Annotated in this window: 22 protein-coding genes and 1 pseudogene; 9 read left to right on the top strand and 14 right to left on the bottom strand. The window is 67.1% G+C overall.

What is annotated here, in order from left to right; genetic code table 11:
- Window positions 1-33: 33 nt before the first annotated feature.
- Together ACFQI8_RS15670 and ACFQI8_RS15665 are read right to left on the bottom strand one after the other, a co-directional pair.
- A complete protein-coding gene (locus ACFQI8_RS15670) occupies window positions 34-429 on the bottom strand; it encodes a histidine kinase (protein ID WP_390246405.1) in 396 nt (131 codons plus the stop codon).
- Window positions 430-565: 136 nt separating this feature from the next.
- On the bottom strand, window positions 566-1750 hold the full coding sequence (locus tag ACFQI8_RS15665) for a tubulin/FtsZ family protein (RefSeq protein ID WP_390246403.1): 1185 nt from the start codon (window positions 1748-1750) through the stop codon (window positions 566-568).
- A 122-nt stretch (window positions 1751-1872) separates the two neighbouring features.
- On the opposite strand from ACFQI8_RS15665, the gene ACFQI8_RS15660 reads away from it, so the two are divergent.
- Window positions 1873-2301 carry a zinc finger domain-containing protein gene (locus tag ACFQI8_RS15660; RefSeq protein ID WP_390246401.1) on the top strand — a complete coding sequence of 143 codons (429 nt, stop codon included), beginning with the start codon at window positions 1873-1875 and terminating at the stop codon, window positions 2299-2301.
- A gap of 82 nt (window positions 2302-2383) precedes the next feature.
- Here the strand turns inward: ACFQI8_RS15660 and ACFQI8_RS15655 are convergent, their stop codons facing one another.
- The 9 genes from ACFQI8_RS15655 to ACFQI8_RS15615 form a co-directional block, all read right to left on the bottom strand.
- Window positions 2384-3421 carry a disk-shape morphogenesis protein volactin gene (locus ACFQI8_RS15655; RefSeq protein ID WP_465261726.1) on the bottom strand — a complete coding sequence of 346 codons (1038 nt, stop codon included), beginning with the start codon at window positions 3419-3421 and terminating at the stop codon, window positions 2384-2386.
- 140 nt (window positions 3422-3561) lie between these two features.
- Complete coding sequence (locus tag ACFQI8_RS15650) at window positions 3562-4461, bottom strand: cell division protein CdpA domain-containing protein (RefSeq protein ID WP_390246400.1); 900 nt, start codon at window positions 4459-4461, stop codon at window positions 3562-3564.
- Between the two features lie 117 nt (window positions 4462-4578).
- Window positions 4579-5961: a pentapeptide repeat-containing protein gene (locus ACFQI8_RS15645; RefSeq protein WP_390246399.1), complete on the bottom strand. Its 1383-nt coding sequence runs from the start codon at window positions 5959-5961 to the stop codon at window positions 4579-4581.
- 99 nt (window positions 5962-6060) lie between these two features.
- Window positions 6061-6420: a hypothetical protein gene (locus ACFQI8_RS15640; RefSeq protein ID WP_390246397.1), complete on the bottom strand. Its 360-nt coding sequence runs from the start codon at window positions 6418-6420 to the stop codon at window positions 6061-6063.
- Window positions 6421-6523: 103 nt separating this feature from the next.
- Window positions 6524-6796, bottom strand: a complete 273-nt coding sequence (locus tag ACFQI8_RS15635) for a PRC-barrel domain-containing protein (protein WP_390246395.1) — start codon at window positions 6794-6796, stop codon at window positions 6524-6526.
- 772 nt (window positions 6797-7568) lie between these two features.
- Window positions 7569-7769, bottom strand: a complete 201-nt coding sequence (locus tag ACFQI8_RS15630; protein WP_390246393.1) for a hypothetical protein — start codon at window positions 7767-7769, stop codon at window positions 7569-7571.
- 275 nt (window positions 7770-8044) lie between these two features.
- The gene (locus tag ACFQI8_RS15625) at window positions 8045-8650 is read right to left on the bottom strand and encodes an acetyltransferase (RefSeq protein ID WP_390246391.1); all 606 of its coding nucleotides are present in this window, start codon (window positions 8648-8650) and stop codon (window positions 8045-8047) included.
- 496 nt (window positions 8651-9146) lie between these two features.
- Window positions 9147-9338, bottom strand: coding sequence for a hypothetical protein (locus ACFQI8_RS15620; RefSeq protein ID WP_390246389.1), 192 nt, complete (start codon window positions 9336-9338; stop codon window positions 9147-9149).
- A gap of 457 nt (window positions 9339-9795) precedes the next feature.
- Complete coding sequence (locus tag ACFQI8_RS15615; RefSeq protein WP_390246387.1) at window positions 9796-11103, bottom strand: DUF8073 domain-containing protein; 1308 nt, start codon at window positions 11101-11103, stop codon at window positions 9796-9798.
- Between the two features lie 290 nt (window positions 11104-11393).
- Here ACFQI8_RS15615 and ACFQI8_RS15610 point away from each other — a divergent pair, with 290 nt between their 5' ends.
- Window positions 11394-11516: a hypothetical protein gene (locus tag ACFQI8_RS15610; RefSeq protein WP_390246385.1), complete on the top strand. Its 123-nt coding sequence runs from the start codon at window positions 11394-11396 to the stop codon at window positions 11514-11516.
- Window positions 11517-11546: 30 nt separating this feature from the next.
- Here the strand turns inward: ACFQI8_RS15610 and ACFQI8_RS15605 are convergent, their stop codons facing one another.
- Window positions 11547-11939, bottom strand: coding sequence for a DoxX family protein (locus tag ACFQI8_RS15605; RefSeq protein ID WP_390246383.1), 393 nt, complete (start codon window positions 11937-11939; stop codon window positions 11547-11549).
- A 280-nt stretch (window positions 11940-12219) separates the two neighbouring features.
- Between ACFQI8_RS15605 and ACFQI8_RS15600 the strand changes: the two genes are divergently transcribed.
- Entirely contained in the window at window positions 12220-14187 is a 1968-nt protein-coding gene (locus tag ACFQI8_RS15600; protein WP_390246381.1) for a PAS domain S-box protein, read from the top strand.
- Window positions 14188-14196: 9 nt separating this feature from the next.
- On the opposite strand, the gene lrp is transcribed toward ACFQI8_RS15600, so the two are convergent.
- Window positions 14197-14658 (bottom strand): HTH-type transcriptional regulator Lrp, encoded by a 462-nt coding sequence (gene lrp, locus ACFQI8_RS15595; protein WP_390246379.1) that lies wholly within the window; start codon window positions 14656-14658, stop codon window positions 14197-14199.
- Window positions 14659-14917: 259 nt separating this feature from the next.
- Here lrp and ACFQI8_RS15590 point away from each other — a divergent pair, with 259 nt between their 5' ends.
- From ACFQI8_RS15590 to ACFQI8_RS15565, 6 genes are all read left to right on the top strand, one after another.
- Window positions 14918-16126 carry a BMP family lipoprotein gene (locus ACFQI8_RS15590; RefSeq protein WP_390246377.1) on the top strand — a complete coding sequence of 403 codons (1209 nt, stop codon included), beginning with the start codon at window positions 14918-14920 and terminating at the stop codon, window positions 16124-16126.
- A 57-nt stretch (window positions 16127-16183) separates the two neighbouring features.
- Window positions 16184-17752 (top strand): ABC transporter ATP-binding protein, encoded by a 1569-nt coding sequence (locus ACFQI8_RS15585; protein WP_390246375.1) that lies wholly within the window; start codon window positions 16184-16186, stop codon window positions 17750-17752.
- The gene (locus ACFQI8_RS15580; RefSeq protein ID WP_390246373.1) at window positions 17749-18879 is read left to right on the top strand and encodes an ABC transporter permease; all 1131 of its coding nucleotides are present in this window, start codon (window positions 17749-17751) and stop codon (window positions 18877-18879) included. The genes ACFQI8_RS15585 and ACFQI8_RS15580 overlap by 4 nt, the downstream gene beginning before the upstream one ends.
- Window positions 18876-19931: an ABC transporter permease gene (locus ACFQI8_RS15575; RefSeq protein WP_390246371.1), complete on the top strand. Its 1056-nt coding sequence runs from the start codon at window positions 18876-18878 to the stop codon at window positions 19929-19931. Before ACFQI8_RS15580 ends, ACFQI8_RS15575 begins: the two co-directional genes overlap by 4 nt.
- A 106-nt stretch (window positions 19932-20037) precedes the next feature.
- Window positions 20038-21156 carry a TrmB family transcriptional regulator gene (locus ACFQI8_RS15570; RefSeq protein ID WP_390246369.1) on the top strand — a complete coding sequence of 373 codons (1119 nt, stop codon included), beginning with the start codon at window positions 20038-20040 and terminating at the stop codon, window positions 21154-21156.
- A 152-nt stretch (window positions 21157-21308) separates the two neighbouring features.
- Window positions 21309-21500 carry a hypothetical protein gene (locus ACFQI8_RS15565; RefSeq protein ID WP_390246367.1) on the top strand — a complete coding sequence of 64 codons (192 nt, stop codon included), beginning with the start codon at window positions 21309-21311 and terminating at the stop codon, window positions 21498-21500.
- Window positions 21501-21557: 57 nt separating this feature from the next.
- On the opposite strand, the pseudogene ACFQI8_RS15560 reads toward ACFQI8_RS15565, so the two are convergent.
- Window positions 21558-21741 (bottom strand): annotated as a pseudogene (locus tag ACFQI8_RS15560) (RNA-guided endonuclease TnpB family protein); the annotation flags it as partial.

Genomic DNA, 21741 nt, shown 5'->3' with positions numbered 1-21741 from the left:
GACTTCGGGCGGGGCTCGACGGACGTGGTTTCGCTACTCTGCCTGCCGCGCCACCCACTCGCTCGCATCGACGACGAGCTCCGACAGCGCCTCTTCGACGGGCACGTCGCCCTCGAGACCGACGCTCCAGGTGACCTGCGACTGTATCGCCTGCAGGTTGAGCATCGTGTTGCGGACCCGCGACGCCAGTACCACCGGAACCGTCGCGTCGAACCGGCGAATCCCTTTGACCGCCTCGACGCCGTCGAACGTCGGCGGGGCGTGGAGGCAGACGACGAGATGCACCGGCCCCTCGGTCAATCGCTCGAACAACTCCCGACTCGACCTCACGAACTCGACGTCTACGTCGCGCTCTGTCGCTATCGGACCCGCCGGTGGCGGACCGTAGGCGAGGATGCGCGGCGTCGCCGCTATGCTAGTCTCGGACACGCGTCCGACTGTTCGGCGAGGGAGTATTTGACACTTTCTCCGACCCGAGACCATTCCGGACGCCGACGGTGGTCGAGGCCGGCGGGAGAACGCTGGACTGACCGCCGGTGTCGTCGATTGGTCGTCGGTCGTCGGTTCAGAACAGGGAGTCGAGGCGGTCGTCGACGACGGCCTCCGTTTTGTCTTCGCTGGCGGCGGCGTCGCCCACCTCCCGTTCGCGGCGGTCCTGCTCGGCCTCGACGGCGGTCGACCGAATCTCGGCCACGCGGTCGCTCCTCGACACGTCGCCGAGGAGGACGAGCACGCCGACGTGGTTCGACTCCGGAAGCGGGTAGTCGCCGCCGCGGACCTCCATGCTCCCGGTCTGTTCTTCGACCCACGTCCGACTCCGCTCGATGGCCTTCCGGTTGAGCCACTCGGGCGGGCCGCTGACGACGACCAGTCCGCGGGAGGCGGAGTCGACGTCGCACGGGAGCGTGAGTCGCCCGAGCACCGCCTTCCGCGTCTGGGTCGTGATGCGGTTGATGGAGTCGACGTCGTCCGACGACGACGACCCTCCGCCCAAGAGTCCCGAGATGCTGAAGCCGCCGCCGCCGTCGCTCTCGGGGAGTTCGCTCGCCGCGTAGCCGATAGTCGAGATGCCGCCGCCGCGGAGGGTGTTGATGACCTCCGAGGAGTCGACGACGCTCTCGCCGACCCTCTCCGACTCGCCCACCTCGCCCGAGGCGAAGAGGATGCCGAGACGGCGCACGAGTTCCTCGTTCATCGACTCGTGGGCCGCCGCGACGTCCTCGCCGCTTTCGGCCCACGCGCCGTTGTCGAACGCGAACACGTGGTCGGTCACGTCCACGAACGCCTTGAGCGACCGCGCGGCGTTGCGCGAGTACAGCGCGCCCTCGTCGGCGGCGGGGAGGACGCCGACGCCGTAGATGGGCTGTTCGTAGACGCGGTTGAGGTGCTTTGCGAGCACGGGGGCCGCGCCGCTCCCCGTCCCGCCGCCGAGGCCCGCGAAGATGAGAAAGGCGTCGGCCGTGGAGGTCGGCGCGCCGTCGGTGCCCCGCAAGAGCTGTCGGCTGTCGCGCTCGGCGAGTTCCGCGGCGAGTTCGTTGTCCGCGCCGACGCCGTGACCGCTCACCTCGTCCGCGCCGAAGAGGATGCGGTTCTCCTCGGGAACGAGGTCGAGGCCGCGGAGGTCGGCCGACGCGGTGTTGTACGCGACCGCATCGACGACGTAGTCGGCGTTCGTGCGCTGTTCGTACCGGAGGAGGGCGTCGAGGACGTTTCCACCCGCTTGCCCCACACCGAAACAGAGGACCTTCATCGTCCCTCTTTGACACGTCATCAGTGGTGAATCTTCTGTTAGCATACTGCCACAGCCTGACTCGGACGCGCCGCCGACGGGGTAGTTCTATACGACCCGCGCGAGAACCATCCGCAGACGCCATGACCTGCCCGCGGTGTTCACAGCCCCTCTCGACGCTCTCTCTCGACGGCCGCGCGGCGCGCTACTGCGAGCGGTGCGGCTTCGTCGGCGTCGAGACGGTCCACGAGCGCGACGCGCCGAGCCGAGAGTCGTGGGACGACGCGATAGCCCGCTTCCGCGAGCGAGCGGTCCGCGAGGCGCGTGAGGGGGACGGGGACTGGGACGCGGACGCGGGCGGTGCTGGCGGAGCCGATAGCGGCAAGTCGACCGACGGCGACGGCGAGACCGAAGCCGAGCGCGACGAGGCCGGCGCAGAAGACGAGAGCGGCGACGCGACTGAAGACGTGGTCGATGCCGATGACGACGAAGCCACCGACCGCGAGTCCACCGACTCGCAACTGACAAACGGGGAGGACGGCGACCGCGGGGACCGCGCGGGCGACGAGTGACGCGCGCTCGCGCGTCGCCGGCGGCGCGTCGACCCCGGTCGTGACGTACTGTCCGGTCGGATGCGTCAGCTCGGGTCGGCGCTCAGTTCGAGTCCGGCGCGGCTTCGGCTTCCGGTTCGGGCTCGGAGGCGCTCCCGTTGGACTCCTCTTCGGAGCGGGCGGCGACGAGCGAGCCGCGGGCGACGCTGTACAGGGGGCGGTCGATGCTCCGAACCTCGTTGACCGAGAACGGAATCGTCGAGTCTTCGAGGTGGTGTTCGAACAGTTCCTCGAAGCCCTCGGGGCTGGAGGTGCCGCCGGTGACGACGACGGGCACGTCGAGGCCCTCTTCGATGTCTTCCTCGTCGACCTCGCGTTCGATGTTCTCGATGACGTAGTCGAGGAGGTTCTCGTAGTAAATCGACAGCGCGCCCTCGACGCCGCCGACGTCGGTGCGGAAGTCGAGCTGGAAGTCGTCTTCCTTGATGGACGTGACCTTGTCGACGGCCGTGCCGGTGGCCTGTGCGGTCTGCTGGTCGATCCAGTCGCCGCCGCGGGCGATGGAGAACTGCATGACCGGCACCGCGTAGTACGCCAGACAGATGTTCGTCATGCCCGCGCCGAAGGAGACGCCGAGGCCGGTGAAGTTGTTGTCGGCGAGCTCGCTGTAGATGACCGCCATCCCCTCGTTGATGGGTTCGGGGTCGTAGCCCATGTCGCCGAGCATCGATTCGAGCGTCTTGTCGTGATACAGCGTCGAGAGGTCGGAGTCGATGGGGTCCGCGGGACTCGAATAAAACAGGCGCTCGTTCGGTCGGGAGGGCGAGCCGACGACCTGCTCGATGATGAGCTTGATCATCGGAATCGCGGAGGACTCCTCGGACGAGAGGATGCCGTGTTGCATCGGTCGGCGCGTCTCCTTGCCGAAGATGTTGGCGAAGTTGAGCGCGTCGTCGCCGACGACGTACACTTTGTCGTCCTTGCGGATGTGGAGCACGTCGCTCCGCGAGAGCATCTGCTCCGCCATGTCGCTGTAGTCGATTTCGACGAACGAGTTTCGTTGCTGGACAAATACGGTCTCACTTCCATCCTGACTCGCGGACAGGATGTTCATGGTACCTACGTCAAGGCCTTTCGCCATACCTCACGCGTCGCAGGGCTGTCGCATAAATCTGTATGCGCTTTTGCGATTCGGTTCGGCCGATGGACCGACGCCGAACCGATACCGAGTCACTCGCCAACAGACCCCGTATCACTTCCCGACCGACGGCCCGCGACGGCTCAGGAGAACAGTCCGCGAATCCGGTCGACCAGTCCTTCGGTGTCCTCGCGTTCGGCCTCGGCCTGCTGTCGCTTCCGTAACTCGGCCAGCGCGGCGGTCTGGTCGTCCGTGCTGTCGCCGACCGCCGTATCCGTCTTCCCGCCGCGGAGCCCCTGCAGGCCGGCGACCGCGTCGTCGACGCCCCCGCCGCGCGTCTCGGTCGCCTTCGCGTTCTCGAAGCCCGCGCGGTCCACGTCGTCGACGGTGGCGGTGTCGAGCTTCAGGCGGGTGGTCTCGGTCTTGCGGACGCCGCCCCACGACAGTTCGCTGTCCGACAGCGCATCGTCCATGTCGCGGCGGACCTGCGCGGCGACGGCTTCCTCGTCTTCCCCGTCGCCCGTGTTGGACTCCGCGTCGCTCGCGTCCGCGGCGGGACCGCTCGTCCTCGCGCGGGCGAGTTGGAAGCCGACGAGCGACGTGCCGCTCGCGGCGACGACCGCCACCGCGCCGAGCGAGTAGATACCGACGATGCGGCCGCTCCGGTCGGCGCTCGCGGCGACGTTCCAGTTGTGGGGGTACGCGCCGACGAACTGGACGACGGCGACCGCACAGACGACCAGTCCCGCGCCCGCGAGGAGCTTCGGAAACCGGTACTGCGAGGGTAGCAAGACCACGACGGAGGCGAGGAGGAGGGGAATCCCGAGCGCGCCGGTGACGCCCGCGACCTCGCGGAGTTCGTACTTGAAGATGTTCTCGGGCGGGATGCCGCCGCTCCACACCACCGCCGCGAGCGCGACGGCGAGCAGTCCGATAGCCGTAAAGAACAGCGCGAAGCCCGCGTAGACGGTCGTCTCGTCGGGGTCGGCGTCGACGTACCGTCGGTAGAGGGCGATGAGGGTGTTCTGCCCGTCACTCGACATACCTGAGACCATTCTCCCGCGCGATATATAATGTTCGCCGGACTCGGGTCGGACTGCGGCCGGGCGTTCAACCCGACCCAACCCAACCCGACCCGACCCGACCCCGCCCGACTCACGTCACGGTCCGCCGGCGCGCTCGACGGTCACATCGTAGGCCGCGACCGTGTCGTCGAGGGTCGCCTCGGTGAGCGCGGGGTCCGCGTCGAACCGCGCGCTGGTGAACCGAGCGGGCCCGTGGACGACGGTGTCGCCGAACGCCGCGGCGTCCGTCACGTGGGCGTACGCGAAATCCAGTCGCCCGCCGATTTCGACGCCGAAGGTGAGCGTTCCGACGGTGCAGTCCGAGAGGTCCACGTCGCGGGCGACGCGGACGCCAGAGCAGAACAGTTCGTCGCCGAAGCGCGCGTGGTCGCAGACGACGCTTTCCTCGACGGCGGCTTCGACCAACCGGACGGGCGACTCGGCCGAACAGACCACATCGGAGAGGTCGAGCCCCCCGTCGACGGTCGCGCGGACGAACGACGCCGGCCCCGACTCGAACCGCGCGCTCCGAAAGCAGAGCGCCCGGCCCTCGACCGAGGCGTTGTCGAAGTAGACCGGCCCATCGAACGCGCTGTGGGTGAAGTCGACGGTCCCGCCGCGAGCGGTGAGTCCCGTGCAGTCGACCCGGTCGCCGAAGGCGGCGGTCGTCGCGTCGATACCGCCGTCGACCGTGAGTCGGGTCGCGTCGAGTGCGCCGTCGACCGTCAGGTGTTCGAGCGAGAGGCCGTCGTCGACGGTCGCCGCCGCGGCGACGACGTCCCCGCGGACGCGACAGTGCGCCAGCGAGAGCCGATGGTCGCACGTGGCGCTCCCGAGGTCGAGGCGGCCGTCCAGTCGGGTGTGGGAGAACCACGCCGGCCCGCCGAAGTACGCCTCCGCGACGGAGACGTCGGCGTCGACGACGCCCTTCCTGAACGTCGCCCCGCCCTCGAAGCGCGCCGCCGTCGCCACGACCGTCTCGGCGCTGAAGCCGGTCGCGTCGAAGCGCGCGCCGAAGCGCGCCTCGCAGAGAACCCAGCGGTCGCCGGCCTGCAGGTGGCGACAGCTGACCGCCTCGGGCGCGTCGAGACGTTGCATGCACACCGCGCCGCCGACCGAGACGCGGTCGAGGCGGAGCGCGCCGTCGAGCGTCGCGTCGCGGAGGTCGATATCCGCTTTCACCATCGCGCCGCGGAAGTCCAGCGACGCGCCGGACCCGGGCGTTACCCCCGCGAGGTCGATGTGCTCGAACGCCCCGCCGACGAACGCCGAGGGCCGCGCGTCGTCTTCGACCGCCTCGCGGAGCGCCTCGGTAACGGCCGCGGGCCGCGTTTCCTCGACGGGGCGATGGAAGAGACAGCGGTCGGTGCCGTCGCTCGCGGGGTGCGGACACCGCCACACCGGCGGCGACTCGTCGGCATCCCTCTCGTCGGCGGCGTCGAAGACGTGCTCGTAGGCACAGCGACCGGCGTGTTCCACGTCACTCGACCGTTCGTCGGTATCACGTAAATAGATTGTCACGATGTCGGACGCGTCGCCTCCTCGGGCTCGCGGCTGTCCCCGCCGCGGTCGCTCGGGTTACTCCCCGGCGAACGGTGCGCCGACTTCCGCATCGCCGAGGACGGCCGACAACGTCGCCGCGAACTCGAAGTCGCGGGCGGGCAACGCGACCATCCGAACCGTCTCGCCGGTGCCGTCGCGGAAGCCGACGACCGTCCGGTCCGATTCGAGTTCGACCGAGCAGTCGGCGAAGCCGGGCCGGTTGAGCTGTATCGTCCGCACCTCTCGCACTTTCTCGGGGGTCGCCTGCGCGCCGTCGTGTCGAATCTGGACGAGTCGCGTCTCGGTCAGGAGCACCGTCATCTCCTCGTAGTGGTTGACCGACCGGAGCGTCTCGCGTTCGCCCACGAACTGGTGAATCGACTCGTAGAAACTCACAACTCGCCTACTCTATCCACTCGTATCAACGTATCTACACAGTTGTTCATCGACGACGAGTTTTCGCCGTCGGCGCGGGCGGTCGAACGCGGAGCCGCCGCGGTCAGTCGGCGCCCCCGAGCGCCGGGTCGCCCGCCAAGACGACGATGTCGGCCATCCCGCGCACGGACTCGAAGGGAACCCGGACGCCGCGCGGACCGACCTCCAACTCCTCCGGTGGGTCTTCGACGGAGACGAGAAGCGCGGTCACGCGGTCGTTGTCGAGGTCGACACAGAGGTCGACGGCCTCGCCGAATCGCTCGCCCGAGGCGGTGTACACGGGGCGGCCTTCGATGCTCGGAATCGGTGCGATACCCGACGACAACTGGGGAACCATACCTCCGCTATCGGACGTGTCAATCAAAAATACCTCGGTCGGAACGGACAGTATCGCCGTTCTCCGACCGCCGCGGCCGACCACCGACCGGGACGACGTGTCACCAAGCCGCCGCGGGCGACCGGCCGCGGCCGACCGACCGCTCGACGACCCGAACGCCCTTGTTCGACGTTGTACGCGGCTGATATTCGTGGGCTCCGATATATTTTTAGAAGCGCCTAAGAGATATCTATCTGGTCAGGACCAACCGAGCCTCGGTGTTCCTTCCGTAGACCCACCACCACTACCGAGGCCGACTGGCCATCCTCGCGTCCCGACGAGTCTCCCGTGAGCGCCCGCGGCGGCTCTCGGCACGGTCGGCGTGATGGTCGTCTGCGCGGTCGGCAGTTGGCTGACCGACCTCCCCGGTATCCTGTCGAGCGAGTTCGGAGAGGGCGGGCGGTAGGCCGCCGGGGAGTCGGCCTCGGAAGCGCGATGCGTCCCGCTCGACGGCTCGCGCGTTCAGTCGTCTCGCTTCTCGTCGGTCGTAACACAGATTCGCGGACGTCCTGTAGCCGCTCGGTGCCGCGGAGTTCGGACATGTCAGCGCCCAGCGCGTCCGAGTCCTCGTCGGCACCCTCGTCGAGGGCCACGTCGCCCATGCGGCGGAAGCGCTTGTACACCGTCCCGACGCTCGGACTCGACGAAATCACGAGGTCGAACGCGCCGATAATTTTCTCGCCCGACTGGTTGCGGCCGACGGTCCCCACGACCGCGCCGCCCCGAAGCGGGGTTAGGAGACGACTTCGAACCGACCGACCGAGAGGTCGAGCGCGAGCTGGTCGCGCGGGTAGACGAACTCCTCGTCGTCGTATATCGTCCGGACGGTCTCGGCTTCGATCTCCACCACTGTCTGTTCCGTACACAGCGTCGAATGCCGAATAGTCGACCCCTCCGTGATCACGTGCGGGGCGACTTCGAGTGCGTCTGTCATCGTTTCACAGACAGGCGACAAATAGTATAATTCTTTCGCAGTCACCGACACTCTGTGCGCAAATGTAGCTATATATCGGTACTGATGGCTTGATTGTGTACTTTCTTCTCCGGACAGCTTCGAACTGCCGGGCGCGCCCCTGATTCGGCCGCACGCACCCCGGCCCGTCGGCTCCGACCGGGGGACCAACTGGGGCGGAATCCGGGCGTCGCCGCGTCCCTGTTGGCACTCGCCGGGTTCGGCACGCACCGCGAGTCGGCGGTCGCCCCGGCGCGTCAGTCGCGCTCGAACGGGTCGCAGTCGGGCAGTTCGCCCTCGAGGACGGCCGCCACGGCGTCGACGAACGGGTCGTGCGCCGACAGCGCTTCGCGGAGCGCCTCGTAGTAGGCGACGGTGTCGCCCGCGAGGAAGTGGGAGTCGACCCGCCAGAGGGTCCGCCCGGTGCCGAACTCGCCGGACGGGAGGTCGTCGTGCTCGTCGCGCGCCTCGTCGAGCGCCGCGACGAGTCGGTCGCGGAGCGCCGCGTACGGCGAGTCACCGGAGAAGTCGGCGTCGCCGTGGACGCCGTCTTCGAGGTGGAGTTCGAGCCGGAACTGCCCGCGCTCGAGGGCGCGCGGCGTCGGGTAGTGCTCGAAGTGGAGGTCGTAGCCGCTGTCGCGGCCGCGCTCCCACGCCGCGGGGGTGACGCGGCCCCACGGTCGCCCCGAATCGAGGGCGTGCCACGCGTGTGCGCCCGCCGGCGGCGACGCGCGGAGGTAGTCGGCCCACTCGTACTGGAGGACCTCACGAGCGAGCTTCGCTACGGCGTCGCGGGTCGCATCGACCTGCAGTTCGTAGTCGAAATAGAAGCTCGTTTCGTCCGCGGTGTCCGGGCCGTTCATACCTCCCTGCTAGACGCCCACACAGATAAAGATTCGACACAGACTCCCGCAAGTCCGTGCGTCAACCCCGCGAACCGCGACTACGGAGGCCGTCGACGGGGAAATCTGTCAGTTGACGCCCACTCAGCCCTCACACCGCACCCGGCGTCCGACCCCACCCGGGAGCGCCGCGATGGCGGGGAGTGTCGCCGTCGTGAGTTCTAACATCAATACCGACGTCACAGTACGACTGAAACGTGTTGACGTGTTCGGGGTGATTCGACGGGACGCGGAGCCGGGAACGCTCACGGCTCTCGGTCGGGAGCCGCGTTCTGGAAAATACTAATAAAATGATAGGAAACTAAAAAATATCATCTAAGAGTAAAACATTCGAAGAGACGGTCGGCGACCCGCCTGAATCGGATGGGAGGTAGCGCATCGGCGCTCGCCCGAGAGTCTCCCGAATCGTCGTCGTCCGGCGTCGAGTGGAGGGTCCCGAATCGTCGTCGTCGGGCGGTCACCGATGCGGAAGTCCGTTCTCAGAACCCCGCCACTCGGCCGTCGAGACCGGCGAAGACGGGCGGGAGACGTTCCGCGACGACCCCGGGAACAGCGACGAGAGATGGACGCTCTCGTTGGCCGTACCGGTCTCCGCGAGCTGTCTGTCCGTGTCGCGTTCGGTGCCGTTCGAGTCGCGTCGCGTTCGCACCGCAGACTCGTGGGTTCCGGCCCGCATGCGGCCGGGTATCGAACGCGCTGGCCGGTCTGGCTGGACGTGTCTCCCGGGCGGACTCACTGACGTCGGTGACCGCGTTTCCGGCCGAGTTGCGGAGTACGTCACGGTCGGACAACAAAAAATATCAGTATTCAATTATACTATGGAAAAAGATGTTTCATCGTCTCTCGCGATGGTTCGGCGTATCTTCCGGCGTCGGCCGCCGCGGACGGGGCGGCCCACAGTCGCGTTCGCGACGGCACCGTCTCACTCGTCCGGACCCGTCCCTGTCGAAGCACGTCGGAGACGGCCGCAGTCAGCTCTCAGCGACCGGCTGTTCCGGTTTCTGAGCTATCTCACAGCATGCATCCCGCTCTCTGTGGACTCTTGGAACCGGGCGTGCGTCCCCGTGTCGCCCGCCTCCAGTCGGGCCGGTGGTTGTCCGGCCGGTTCACTCGGAATCTCCGTCGAGCGCGGCGCGCACTCGTGTTCGAACGTCGGCGGGACTCGCCGCCGACCGGTCGCGCCGGGCCATCCGTCCGGTGACGAGGTCGAGGAGGTCGAGCGCGGTCAGAACGTCGCGGACCTCGGGGCGGTCGAGTCCGAGGTGACGCTCGACTTCGTACAGCGTCTTCGCGCCGGCGACGGCCGCACACACGTCGGCCGTCGAGCAGTCGAAGGAGGCCACCGATGGGGGAAGCGACGGGAGGTCATCCGGCCCCGTCGAGTCGGCGGTGGCCCCGCCTCCCGTCCCTGCAGATGGTTCCGCTCCGGCAGATGGTTCCGACTCGGCTGATGGTTCCGACTCGGCTGATGGTTCCGACTCGGCTGATGGTTCCGACTCGGCTGATGGTTCCGACTCGGCTGATGGTTCCGACTCGGCTGATGGTTCCGACTCGGCTGATGGTTCCGACTCGGCCGAACTCTCGCCGTCAGCGACGCGCGGCTCCGGTGTCCGCGCCTCGTCGCCCGCGTCGCTTGTCCCGCTCGAAGCCGCCGTCTCGGTCGGTGGGCCGTAGGATTCCGGTTCGTGAATCCCGCGTTGAATCATCTGGTTGCGGACCGTCTGCGGGGTCACGTCGACGCCGAGCTCGGCGGTCATCTGCTTGAACGTCTCGCAGGTCTCGTAGACCTCCCGAAGCCGAACCGGGTCGTGATGGGCCGGTACCGCGTCGCGCTCCGACTCCGCGTCCGCTTGTGCGTCCGCGTCCACCGCTGGCTCTGTCGTCGCGGTGGCGTCCGCGTCCGTCTCCGTGTCCGCCTCGGTGGCGTCGCCCGTCGACGCGGGTGCGAATCGGTCACCCCCCGACGGCCCGCCCCTCACAGACGGGACTTTGGACTCCATCGTGGGCGGCGACGCGCCGGGTCCGACAGGAGCGCCACCCGCCGCGTCGTTCGCCCCGGAACCGTCGGTTCGAGCGACCGTCGGCTCGGTCGGTTCGGAGTCGTACTCGGCGGTGTGGCCGGTCGACGCCGATTGCGGGTCGGCGTCGCCGCTCGCCGGGGGGGCGAGCACCACGTCGAGTCCGAGTCGAAGCCGGCCGTCTGTGACCGACGCCGAGGGCGACGAGACGGTGAGCCGGTTCGGGTCGACCGCGCACTCCGACGAGAGGTCGTACTCGACGGTGACCGAAGCCACGGCACCGTTCACAGCCGAATCCCTCTCGCTCGTCAACTCGAGCTCACAGACCGCACCGGTCGTCTCCGTAAACTGTTCGAGAACCGCCGCGAGCTCTCGGACGTTCCTTGCCACTTCCATATGGGGATGTCAACTGTGTCACACCGCATATAGTTTATTGTCGCCGACATCTTCTAGTAATATATATTCTATACAGGCTTCCGCTCGCTCGCCTTCCGATGGTGGAGCTGTCCGCGACGACGACGGCGCGGTCGAGTTCTTCGTTGGCTTCCATCGCCCGCTCGGTGCCGACGACGCGGACCCGTCTTAACGTGATGTCCGGGGGCCGCCGCCGATATACTGGAAACGGTGGGGTGTCCCCGACGCGCCGGCCTCCAACCGGTTCTCGCCCCCGTCGCGTCCCCTTCGCAGTGTACTGGCTCGTCGACGGCTCGCCGCTCATCGCAGTCGGGTCGGTCACCGTCGGACTGCTCAGCCCCTCCGCGCTCAGACGCGTGGCTGAAGCGGGAGACGACGACACAATCGACGTGTGACCGCGGAAAAACGGAGGTGTCGGTTTGGCGTTACTCGTTCGAGGCGCGCTTGAAGAACGCGAGCGCCGCGCCGAACAGCGTCAGATTCTGCAGGAACGACGTGAGTTCCTCGTCGCGGGCGTCGTCGTCGACGGCCCAGAAGTCGTGCATCGTCGGCGTGACGCCGGCGAAGAACGCCGCGACGCTCGCGGAAGCGAGTTTGGGGAGCTTCCAGAGGCCGATGCCGATACTCCCGCCGAGGAGCAGGCCGCTCGCCGCCGGGACGAGTCGGTCCGCCTCGGGGACGCCCTTCGCCTCCGCGTAGGCGATACGGCCGTCGAGGTCGGTCAGGTTGCGAATCGCCAGGACGGCGAGGCCGCTCGCGAAGAGCGCGCGGGCGAGCCGCGATGGCGTGTTGCGTTCGGATTCGTCGGAGGCTGTCATCACCGTTTGAAAGCGGATTCTGAATTATAAGCGCTCTGTTTACGAACCGGCCGATGCGCTTTTACTATTCCCACGTCGGCCTCTCGAATCCGGGTTCCATCGTCGCCGGACTCGCAAGCGCGCGAACCGGTGTGTGCGGTCGACGTACCGACGGGCGCGCGCCTCTCGCTTGACGGGTCTCTCATCGGGCGGAGGGAGTCCGGCGCGGCCGTGACTGCGGCACGTCCTCATCTAGCCTAGCATCACCATTATAGTCTCTTGGTGCTATGTGCCGTCGTGTATGGATTCGTCCCCTAACGCGTCGCGTTCCCTCTCGGTGTCAGCGTCTATCGACGTCCTCTACATCGAAGACGACCGCGACTTCGCGGCGCGCGTCGCGTCGCAACTGGAACGCGAGCGCGGGCGATTCACCGTCCATACCGAGTCGGACCCGCGGGTCGCGCTCGACCGGATTCGGCGCGGTGACGCGGCGTTCGACTGCGTCGTCTGCGACTACGACATGCCCGAACTCGACGGGCTCGACGTGCTGTCGCGGGTCCGCGATGAGTTTCCCAAACTCCCGTTTATCCTCTTTACCGAACGGGCGCGCGAGGAAATCGCGGGCGAGGCGCTCTCCGCGGGCGCGACCGACTATCTCCGGAAGGGCGACGACGCGACCCAGTACCGACTCCTCGCCACGCGTATCGAGAACGCCGTCGAGCTCGCCCGGGCCATTCGGACACCGCGGAGCGAGCCGCTCGAGACGCGCCTGTCGGTCAGAGAGCGGGCGATGGACGAAGCGCCCATCGGAATCGTCCTCACCGACCCCCACGCCGCGGACAACCCCATCGTCTACGCCAACGAGCAGTTCACCGAACTCACCGGGTACAGCCGTGACGAAGCCGTCGGTCGGAACTGTCGGTTCCTGCAGGGCGAGGCGACCGACGAGGCCGCCGTCGACGAACTCCGGGCGGCGGTCGAGGAGCGTGAGCCCGTGACGACCGAGCTACTGAACTACCGCAAAGACGGCTCCGAGTTCTGGAATCGCGTGCGCGTCGCGCCCATCTTCGACGACGACGGCGTGATCGATTTCTTCGTCGGGTTCCAAGACGACATCACGCCGCGGAAGACCTACGAGGGGCTCTTGCGTTCGAACACCGCCCGGCTCGAAGCCCTGTTCGAACACTCGCCGGACCTCGTCGTCGTTCACGAAGACGACGGCACCATCCAAGACGTGAACCAGCGGATGTTCGAGGAACTGGGCTACAGCGAGTCGGAACTCGTCGGCAAGACCGTCTGGGACCTCGACCCCACCTCCGAACAGGACCGCTCGGAGTCGTTCTGGGCGGACCTCCCGGCGAACGAGCCACAGCGGTTCGAAGGCGCGCTCGAACGCCGCGACGGCACGACGTTCCCCACCGAGGTGCACCTCATCCAGCTCAACCTCGCCGGGGAGGACCTGTTCGTCGCGATGATTCGCGATATCAGCGACCAGAAGGCACGCGAGGCCGAACTCGTCGAACAGAACGAGCGGCTCGACCGTTTTACGAGCGTCGTGAGTCACGACCTCCGCAACCCACTGCAGGTCGCGATGGGCCGGCTCGAACTCGTTCAAGACGAGTGCGCCAGCGAGCACCTCGACGATATCGACCGCGCGCTGGACCGAATGGACGACCTCATCAGCGACCTGCTCGTGCTCGCCCGCGACGGCGACGACGCCATGACGGTCGAACCGGTCGCGCTGTCCGACCTCGCGCGGACGTGCTGGCAGAACGTAGTGACCGACGGCGCGACATTAGCCGTCGAGACCGACACCGTCGTCGACGTTGACCGCGACCAACTCCAGCAACTCCTCGAAAACCTCTTTCGGAACGCCGTCGAGCACGGCTCGACGGGCAGTCGGAGTTCATCCGACGACGCTGTAGAACATGGTTCTACAGGCAACCAGACTGCGTCTGGTGACGCCGTCGAGCACGGCTCGACGGGCAGTCGGACTCCGTCCGACGACGCCGCCGAACACGGCTCTGCCGACGGCGGTGTGACCGTCACCGTCGGCGAGACCGACCGCGGGTTCTTCGTCGAAGACGACGGCGTGGGAATCCCCGCGGAGGACCGCGACACCGTGTTCGAAGCCGGCTACACCACGTCGCCGCAGGGGACCGGCTTCGGCCTGAACATCGTCTCGCAGGTCGCGGCCACACACGGCTGGGAGGTGACGGTCTCGGAGGGGTCCGCAGGCGGTTCGCGGTTCGAGTTCCGCATCGACTGAGCCGCCGCCTCAGGCGTCGTCGTCGCCGAGGTCGAACTGATCGTTTTCGGAGACCGCGTTGAGGACGACGCTCGTGTTCGACTCCCGAATCGGGGCCTCGCTCAACAGCGCCTTGATCTGGCGGTTCATGTCGTCTGTGTTCCTGAACTTCCCGACCGCGAGCACGTCGTAGTCCCCGGTGACCTCGTACACCGAGACCATCTGCGGCTCGGCGGCGAGCAGTTCGGTGACCTCCGAGAGGGCGCTCCCCTCCACTTTGAGGTGCATGACCGCGGTCACGTCGTAGCCGAGCGCGTCGTAGTCGACGCGGGGCGTGTAGCCCTCGATGATTCCCTCGTCTTCGAGGTCTCGCAGGTGGTTCGAGACGGTCGTCACCGACACGTCGAGTTCTTCGGCGAGGCTCCGGAGACTGCGCCGCCCGTCTGCGAGGAGCGCGTTGATGAGGTCGGAATCGAGGTTCTCGTAGGTCATCTCCGAGTCTTTTGGGTGTGATTATGATTAATCCCCCGATCTAAATTGACGATTCGGTGAATCGTCGCCCAGTCGCGTTCAGAAACTAGGTCGAACGGACGCGACCGCTCCCGCGCGCGTCCGGGTCGTCGGCCCCGCCCGGTTTCGAGCGGACGTGCGGTAAACGACTATCTCACACTTTCGTCTCACTCGTTCACGATGCGAAAATAGCACATAATTATTTATGTTACTCAAGTCTGAGTGAGTCTGAGGAAACATAATGGCAGCAAGGGACACTGGTGCAGGCGATTCGACAGATGGGACAGGGACTCAGGAGACACGGCGAGGCGTCGAGCGCCGCGACGTTCTCAAATCGGGAATCAGCCTCGCGGCGATAGCTGGGGTCGCGGGCTGTCTCTCCGGGGGCGACTCCGAAGCGACCACGACGACCGCCGCGGACGACGGCGGGGACTCGGAGACCACCGGCGAGACGACCGAAAGCGGCGGGTCGGACGGCGGGACGACGAACGTCGCTATCGTCTCCAGTCCGGCCGGCTTCGGCGACCAAGCGTTCAACGACCTCGCGCTTCAGGGGCTTCAGACGGCCGCCGAGGAGTACGACATCGAAATCCAGCAGGTCGAAGAGACGAACCAGTCGAACTACCAGACGGTTCAGTCTCGGCTCGCCGAGAGCACGAACCCCGACTACGACCTCGTCGTGCTCGTCAGCTACAACCACACGCAGGCGCTCCAGACGAACGCCGAGGCGTATCCGGACCAGAACTGGATGTTAATCAACGACTCCATCGACCAGCCGAACGTCGCGGGGTACACGTGGGCGAACCACCAGATGTCGTTCCAGGCGGGCGTGTTGGCGGGGACGATGACGACCCGCGAGCTCTCCTACGAGGGGAACTCGCTCGACCCCGAGACGTCCACCGTCGGGTTCGTCGGCGGCGTCGACGGCTCGCTCATCAACGCCTTCGAGCGCTCCTACCGGGCGGGCGTCGAGTGGGTCGACGAGAACCTCGACGTCACGGTCGGCTACATCGGGAACTACACCGACACGCAGACCGCCAACAACATCGCCACCTCGCAGTACGACGCCGGCGCGGACATCGTCTACCACGCCGCGTCGGCGGCGGGACAGGGCGTGTTCCAGGCGGCGCAGGACGCAAACCGGTTCGCCATCGGCGTCGACGCGGACCAGTCCGTCACGCTTCCCGAGTACCAAGACGTCATCATGGGCTCTGCGGTGAAGTACATCAACGAGGGGACCTACGAGGTCGCTGAGGCCACCGTTCAGGACAACTGGTCGGCGGTCCAGGGCGCGAACATCCTGGGTCTCGAAGAGGAGGCCGTCCGCGTCGTCTTAGGGCAGGCGGTCGGCGGCGAGCTTCCGGACGTGGTCACAGAGAACCTCGAAGCGGCGAGAGAGGCCATCATCAACGGCGACGTCACCGTGCCGTGTAGCGCCAGCGGTTGCTAGCGACGCCGCCATGGCACCACCTCGCAGGGTTTTTACTGACAGCGTAGACTCCAACCCATGACAGACACGACCGCACCAGCAGTTCAGCTCACGGACATCACGAAACGCTTCGGCGACGTCGTCGCCAACGACAGCGTCGACCTCACGCTCGACCACGGGTCGATTCACGCCGTCATCGGGGAGAACGGAGCAGGAAAGACGACCCTGATGAACGTCCTGTACGGCCTGTACGACCCGAACGAGGGGGCCATCGCCATCGACGGCGAGCCCCGTTCGTTCGACTCGCCCAGAGACGCCATCGCGGCGGGCATCGGGATGATTCACCAGCACTTCCAGCTCGTCGACACCATGACCGTCCTCCAGAACATCGTGCTCGGTCACGAGCCCTCGACGCGGGGCCTCGTCGACGAGCGGGCGGCCCGCCGTCGCATCACCGAAATCTGCGACACGTACGGCTTCTCCGTCGACGAGCATCTCGACACGCCCATCGAAGAGCTCGGGCTCGGCATCCAACAGCACGTCGAAATCGTCAAGAGCCTCTATCGAGGTGCCGACACGCTCATCCTCGACGAGCCGACGGCCGTGTTGACGCCCCAAGAGGTCGAGGGACTGTTCGACGTGATGGAGGCGCTCACCGCCGACGGGCGGTCGCTCATCTTCATCACCCACAAGCTGGACGAGGCGATGCACGCCGCAGACGACATCACCGTCCTCCGCGACGGGAGCGCCGTCGGGACGGTCGACGCGGCGGAGACCTCGCAGAACGAACTCGCCCGCATGATGGTCGGCCGCGAGGTGTTGTTCGACGTCGACTCGGCGGACGGAACGCCCGGCGAGGTCGCGCTCACCGTCGACGGGGTGACCGTGCGCGACGAGCGCGGGCTCGAACAGGTCCGCGACGTGAGTCTCTCGGTTCGGGAAGGGGAGATTCTCGGCATCGCCGGCGTCGAGGGCAACGGCCAACAGGAGCTCGTCGAGGCTATCACCGGGATGCGAACCCCGGAGCGGGGCACGGTCTCGCTTCAAGGGCGCGACATCACCGAGCTGTCCCGTCGCCGCCGCATCGAAGACGGCATCTCGTACGTCCCCGGCGACCGGCTCGAAGAGGGCCTCGTTCAGGACTACACGCTCGTCAGGAACGCGCTTTTGAGCAACCAGACGATGGACGCCTTCTCCGACGGGCTCTTTCTCGACTGGCAACGAATCGGCGACCACGCCGACGAGATAATCGAGGAGTACGACGTGCGACCGCGGAACTCCGAGGCGACCGCGAAATCGCTCTCGGGCGGGAACCAACAGAAGTTCATCGTCGGCCGCGAGCTCGAACGCGACCCGTCGGTGCTCGTCGCGGCCCACCCGACCCGCGGCGTCGACATCGGCTCTATCGAGTTCATCCACCAGCGGTTCCAGGACATGCGGGCGGAGGGCGTCGCCATCCTCCTCGTCTCGTCGAAGCTCGACGAGGTCCAGAAGCTCTCGGACCGCACGGCCGTCATGTACGAGGGGTCGGTCGTCGACACCGTCGACCCCGACGACGTGACCGAAGAGGAACTCGGCTTACTGATGGCCGGCCGGGCTCGGGACGGCACCGAACGCGCGCCACACGGCGTGGAGGGCGACGCGTGAGCGACGCCGCCACCGGCGTCCGGTCTCTCGCGGACCGCATCGCCGACCGCATGCTCGACGCCTCGGCGCTCGAACGCGTCGTCATCGCGCTCGTCGCGACCGCGCTCGCGTTGTTCATCGGCGCGGTCATCGTCGCCGCCTCCGGGTACGACGCCGTCGAGTTCGTCTCGTCGCTCGTGTACGGCGCGGTCGGGAACGCCTCGAACCTCGCGTTCATGCTCCGGCAGTCGTCGATGCTGATCCTGACGGGCGTCGCGGTCGCGGTCGCGTTCCGCGCGGGCGTGTTCAACATCGGCGTGCAGGGCCAGTTCGTCGTCGGCGGCTTCGCGGCCACCCTCGGCATCCTGTTCGCCGCGCCGTTGCTCCCGAACTCGTCTATCTCCGCGGTTCCGCTGATGGCGCTGGCCGCGCTGTTGGCGCTGGCGGCCGGCGGCGCGTATGGGGCGCTCCCGGGGATGATGAAGGCGTACGCCGGCGCGAACGAGGTCATCACGACCATCATGCTGAACTTCATCGCCTCGGGCGTCGTCTACTTCCTGCTCGACGCGTACCTCCGCCCGGAGGGGGCGGCCGCGCCGAACACCGAACAGTTCCCCGACTACGTCGGGCTTCCCGGACTCGTCTTCGAGAGCCCGTCGTTTTCGATTCTCGGACTCGGGGTGGCGCTCCTGACGGTCGCCGTCGTCTATCTGGTGATGGACCGGACCGGCTTCGGCTACGACCTCGTCACGAGCGGCTATCAGGAACCCGCCGCCAAGTACTCCGGGGTCGACCCCAAGCGGATGATCGTCCGGACGATGACCATCTCCGGGATGATCGCCGGCCTCGCCGGCGCGCTCTTCGCGATTATGATTCTCGGCTACTACAGCGACCCCAACACGTTCCCCACGTTCGGCTTCGACGCCATCGCCGTGAGTCTCCTCGCGGCGAACAACCCGCTCGGCGTGATTCCCGCCGGCCTGCTGTTCGGCGGCCTCGACGCCGGCGGCCAGTACATCGGCTTCACGCTCGACGTGCCGAGCGAACTCGTCGACGGCGTTATCGGGCTCATCGTCCTGTTCGTCGCCGCGCCGGAGCTGTTCCGCGCGGCGGGACGGTACACCTCGCTCGGAGGTGACCGCGAATGAGCACCGCTCGCACGCTCGTCGACGACCGCCGGACGCTGGTCGGCGTCCTCGGTGCGCTCGTCGCTGTCATCGCGCTCCTGCTTTTCGTCGACCTCCCGGGGTCGGACCTCGTGACGGTCGGCGCGCTCGAACGCGCCCTGCAGGCGGCGACGCCCATCGCGCTCGCGGCCATCGGCGGCCTGTACGCCGAGAAAAGCGGCGTGTTCAACATCGGGCTGGAGGGGTTCATGATATTCGGCGCGCTCGTCGGTGCCGCGGTCGCCTGGCTCCTCGCCGGCGGCGACGGCATCACGCAGGTACACCTCTGGCTGGCCTTCATCGCGGTCGCACTCGTCTCCGGCGTGCTGGCGACGCTGTTCGCCGTCCTGTTGATTCGGTACGAGGCCAACCAGATCGTCGCCGGCCTCGCCGTCTGGTTCATCGGGCTCGGCTTCGGGCCGTTCGCCGCCACGGTGCTGTGGGGCGGCGTCTCCAGCCCCTCGCTCCCGAACATCGACGCGGTTTCGGTGCCCGTCCTCGCCGAGATTCCGGTTCTCGGACGGCTGTTCTTCGACGCCTCGCCGCTCGTCTTGCTGACCATCGTGGTCGCCGTCGCGGCCTGGGTCGTCCTGTTCCGCACGCGCTACGGCTACTGGGTCCAGGCGGCCGGCGAGAACCCGGAGGCGCTCGACACCGCCGGCGTCGACGTCAACCGCGTCCGCTACGCGACGGTCATCTTCTCCGGCGTCATGGCCGGTCTGGGCGGCGCGGTCCTGTCTATCGGCATCGGGAGCGGGTTCACCGGAACCGGCGTGACGATGGTCGACGGCCGCGGCTGGATCGCTATCGTCGCGTACCTCTTCGGCAACTACAACCCGCTGGGGACGTACGGCGCGTCGCTCCTGTTCGGGGCGATGGACATGCTCCAGATTCAACTGCAGACCATCGGCATCTCGCTTCCGGGGAGCATCACCGGGCTGTTCCCCTACGTCGCCGTGCTCGTCGTCCTCGTCGGCGTCGGCTACACGCGCGTGCCGTCGGCGGTCGGCGAGTCCTACGACACCGAAGAGTAACCCTCTCGCGGGGCCGCCGCCGTCGAACCGACGCCGCCGGCCGCGTCGCCCGTAGTCCTGTCACCAACGAACAGTTCAATTATCGTTCGCCTCGAAAGACGGGGTAGTGACCATCGATGAACCAACCGTTCGCGAACGGCTGAAGACGTTCGGCTTTTCCGACAAGGAGGTCGACACGTACGTCGCGCTCTTGGAACGGGGCGAGGCGAAAGCGAGCGACCTCGCCCAGCGCGCCGGCGTGTCCAAGCGCTACGTCTACAACGTCCTCGGAGAGTTCGAGGACCGCGGGCTCGTCGAGGTCAACGACCACGAGACGCCGACGACGATTCGCGCCGTCGACCCTGCGGTCGTCGTCCGGAAGCTCTCAAACCAGCTGTCCTCACTCGAAACACAGCTGGAAGCCATCCACAACCCCGACCCCGGCGAGGACCGTCGCTACGAGGTCATCAAATCCAAGTCCACCGTGAAAAAGCGCATCGCGTCGCTGGTACAGCAGGCCGAAAACGAGGTCAACGTGTCGGTGCCGGCGTCGTTGCTTCCGGACCTCGCGTCCGAACTGGCGGCCGCCGTCGACCGCGGGGTGCTCACGCTCGTCCTCGCCAACGGCCACGGGGACGACGCCGTCTCGGAGTCGGCGTTGCAGGGGCTCGGCAGTGTCGTCCGTTACTGGGCCGACGGCGGTCCGATGCTCGTCTGTGTCGACCGAACCCACGGGCTGTTTTCCCCGCCGGAGTTCGTCATGGGTCGGGGGTCGAACCACCAGGCGATTAGCTTCACCGAAGACCGCCTGTCTCCCGCGCTCGTGGGCTCGTTTCTCGGCAACTACTGGCCGCTCGCAGAGGAGATTTACCTCCACGAACCCGACGAGCTTCCGGCGACGTACGACCGCTTCCGACACGCGATTTTCGCGGCGACCCGGTATCAGAAACGCGGCTACACGCTCGTCGCGGAGGTCGAACTCAGACCGGCGGACTCGAACGAGGCGTTCGAAACGCGCTCGGGGACGATTACCGACATCACGCAGGGGCTCGTGAAACCGACGACGAACTCGATTCCCATCGAGAACTCGTTCACCGTCGACGACGGCACCGAACGGCTGACCGTCGGCGGCCCCGGCGCAATCGTCGAACCGTACGAGGCCAGACGCGTGACGCTCGACGTCGTCGAATCGTCCGGGCAGTCGGTTCCGGAACTCATCGCCCGTTCGGACGCGCTCAACCGATGACGACCGGCGTCCCCCGTTTCGGCGGGTCTCTGCGCCGAGCGGACTCGGCGGTCGGGGTCGCTCACGGCGTCGGCCGGTGGACCCGGTCGCGGCGGGCCGACCGTTTCCCTCCGGTGGGTCGGCTTTACAGGCGATGTCCCCGAACGTCGCGTATGGCTCGTGACTCGCTTTTGAGCGCCGAGACGAAGACGACGCTCGCGTTCATGTTCCTCGGGCTCACGGCGTGGTACCTGGCACAGCAATATCTGCACGACGAGGTCGTGGAACTCGTCGCGCTGTTCGGCGTGGGTATCGTGCGTCCCACGGTAGTCAACGAACTCCGTCGGCAGTCGCGGACGGAGTGACGCGGAGGCATTCCCGTGCGAGGCGTTGCCGGCGGGGACGGAGTGAACTACCCCACCCTACCGCTCGCCTGACGGCTCGCGCTTGAGGGTGGGGCTTCCTGTTTCCACGACGCACTTTGCAGATACCGAGGTATCCACAGGGAGCGCAGTCTCCACAGGCGTTGATTCGGAGCGTCCCGCTCCTAACCGCTTCTTCACACCGCGAGAAAGGACGTTCCACGCCGCGTTCGCGTCCCTATCG

It is taken from the genome of Haloferax chudinovii, from assembly GCF_042663345.1.
Taxonomy (GTDB): domain Archaea; phylum Halobacteriota; class Halobacteria; order Halobacteriales; family Haloferacaceae; genus Haloferax; species Haloferax chudinovii.
Note: the sequence above shows the minus strand (reverse complement) of the source record. Positions and strands in the feature narration are given on the sequence as shown.

Excerpts from the sequence above, each read along its gene's own strand:
- ACFQI8_RS15665 (WP_390246403.1), bottom strand. The coding sequence starts at position 1,750 with ATGAAGGTCCTCTGTTTCGGTGTGGGGCAAGCGGGTGGAAACGTCCTC.
- ACFQI8_RS15660 (WP_390246401.1), top strand. The coding sequence starts at position 1,873 with ATGACCTGCCCGCGGTGTTCACAGCCCCTCTCGACGCTCTCTCTCGAC.
- ACFQI8_RS15655 (WP_465261726.1), bottom strand. The coding sequence starts at position 3,421 with ATGGCGAAAGGCCTTGACGTAGGTACCATGAACATCCTGTCCGCGAGT.
- ACFQI8_RS15650 (WP_390246400.1), bottom strand. The coding sequence starts at position 4,461 with ATGTCGAGTGACGGGCAGAACACCCTCATCGCCCTCTACCGACGGTAC.
- ACFQI8_RS15635 (WP_390246395.1), bottom strand. The coding sequence starts at position 6,796 with ATGGTTCCCCAGTTGTCGTCGGGTATCGCACCGATTCCGAGCATCGAA.
- ACFQI8_RS15630 (WP_390246393.1), bottom strand. The coding sequence starts at position 7,769 with ATGACAGACGCACTCGAAGTCGCCCCGCACGTGATCACGGAGGGGTCG.
- ACFQI8_RS15625 (WP_390246391.1), bottom strand. The coding sequence starts at position 8,650 with ATGAACGGCCCGGACACCGCGGACGAAACGAGCTTCTATTTCGACTAC.
- ACFQI8_RS15615 (WP_390246387.1), bottom strand. The coding sequence starts at position 11,103 with ATGGAAGTGGCAAGGAACGTCCGAGAGCTCGCGGCGGTTCTCGAACAG.
- ACFQI8_RS15605 (WP_390246383.1), bottom strand. The coding sequence starts at position 11,939 with ATGACAGCCTCCGACGAATCCGAACGCAACACGCCATCGCGGCTCGCC.
- ACFQI8_RS15600 (WP_390246381.1), top strand. The coding sequence starts at position 12,220 with ATGGATTCGTCCCCTAACGCGTCGCGTTCCCTCTCGGTGTCAGCGTCT.
- lrp (WP_390246379.1), bottom strand. The coding sequence starts at position 14,658 with ATGACCTACGAGAACCTCGATTCCGACCTCATCAACGCGCTCCTCGCA.
- ACFQI8_RS15590 (WP_390246377.1), top strand. The coding sequence starts at position 14,918 with ATGGCAGCAAGGGACACTGGTGCAGGCGATTCGACAGATGGGACAGGG.
- ACFQI8_RS15585 (WP_390246375.1), top strand. The coding sequence starts at position 16,184 with ATGACAGACACGACCGCACCAGCAGTTCAGCTCACGGACATCACGAAA.
- ACFQI8_RS15575 (WP_390246371.1), top strand. The coding sequence starts at position 18,876 with ATGAGCACCGCTCGCACGCTCGTCGACGACCGCCGGACGCTGGTCGGC.
- ACFQI8_RS15565 (WP_390246367.1), top strand. The coding sequence starts at position 21,309 with ATGGCTCGTGACTCGCTTTTGAGCGCCGAGACGAAGACGACGCTCGCG.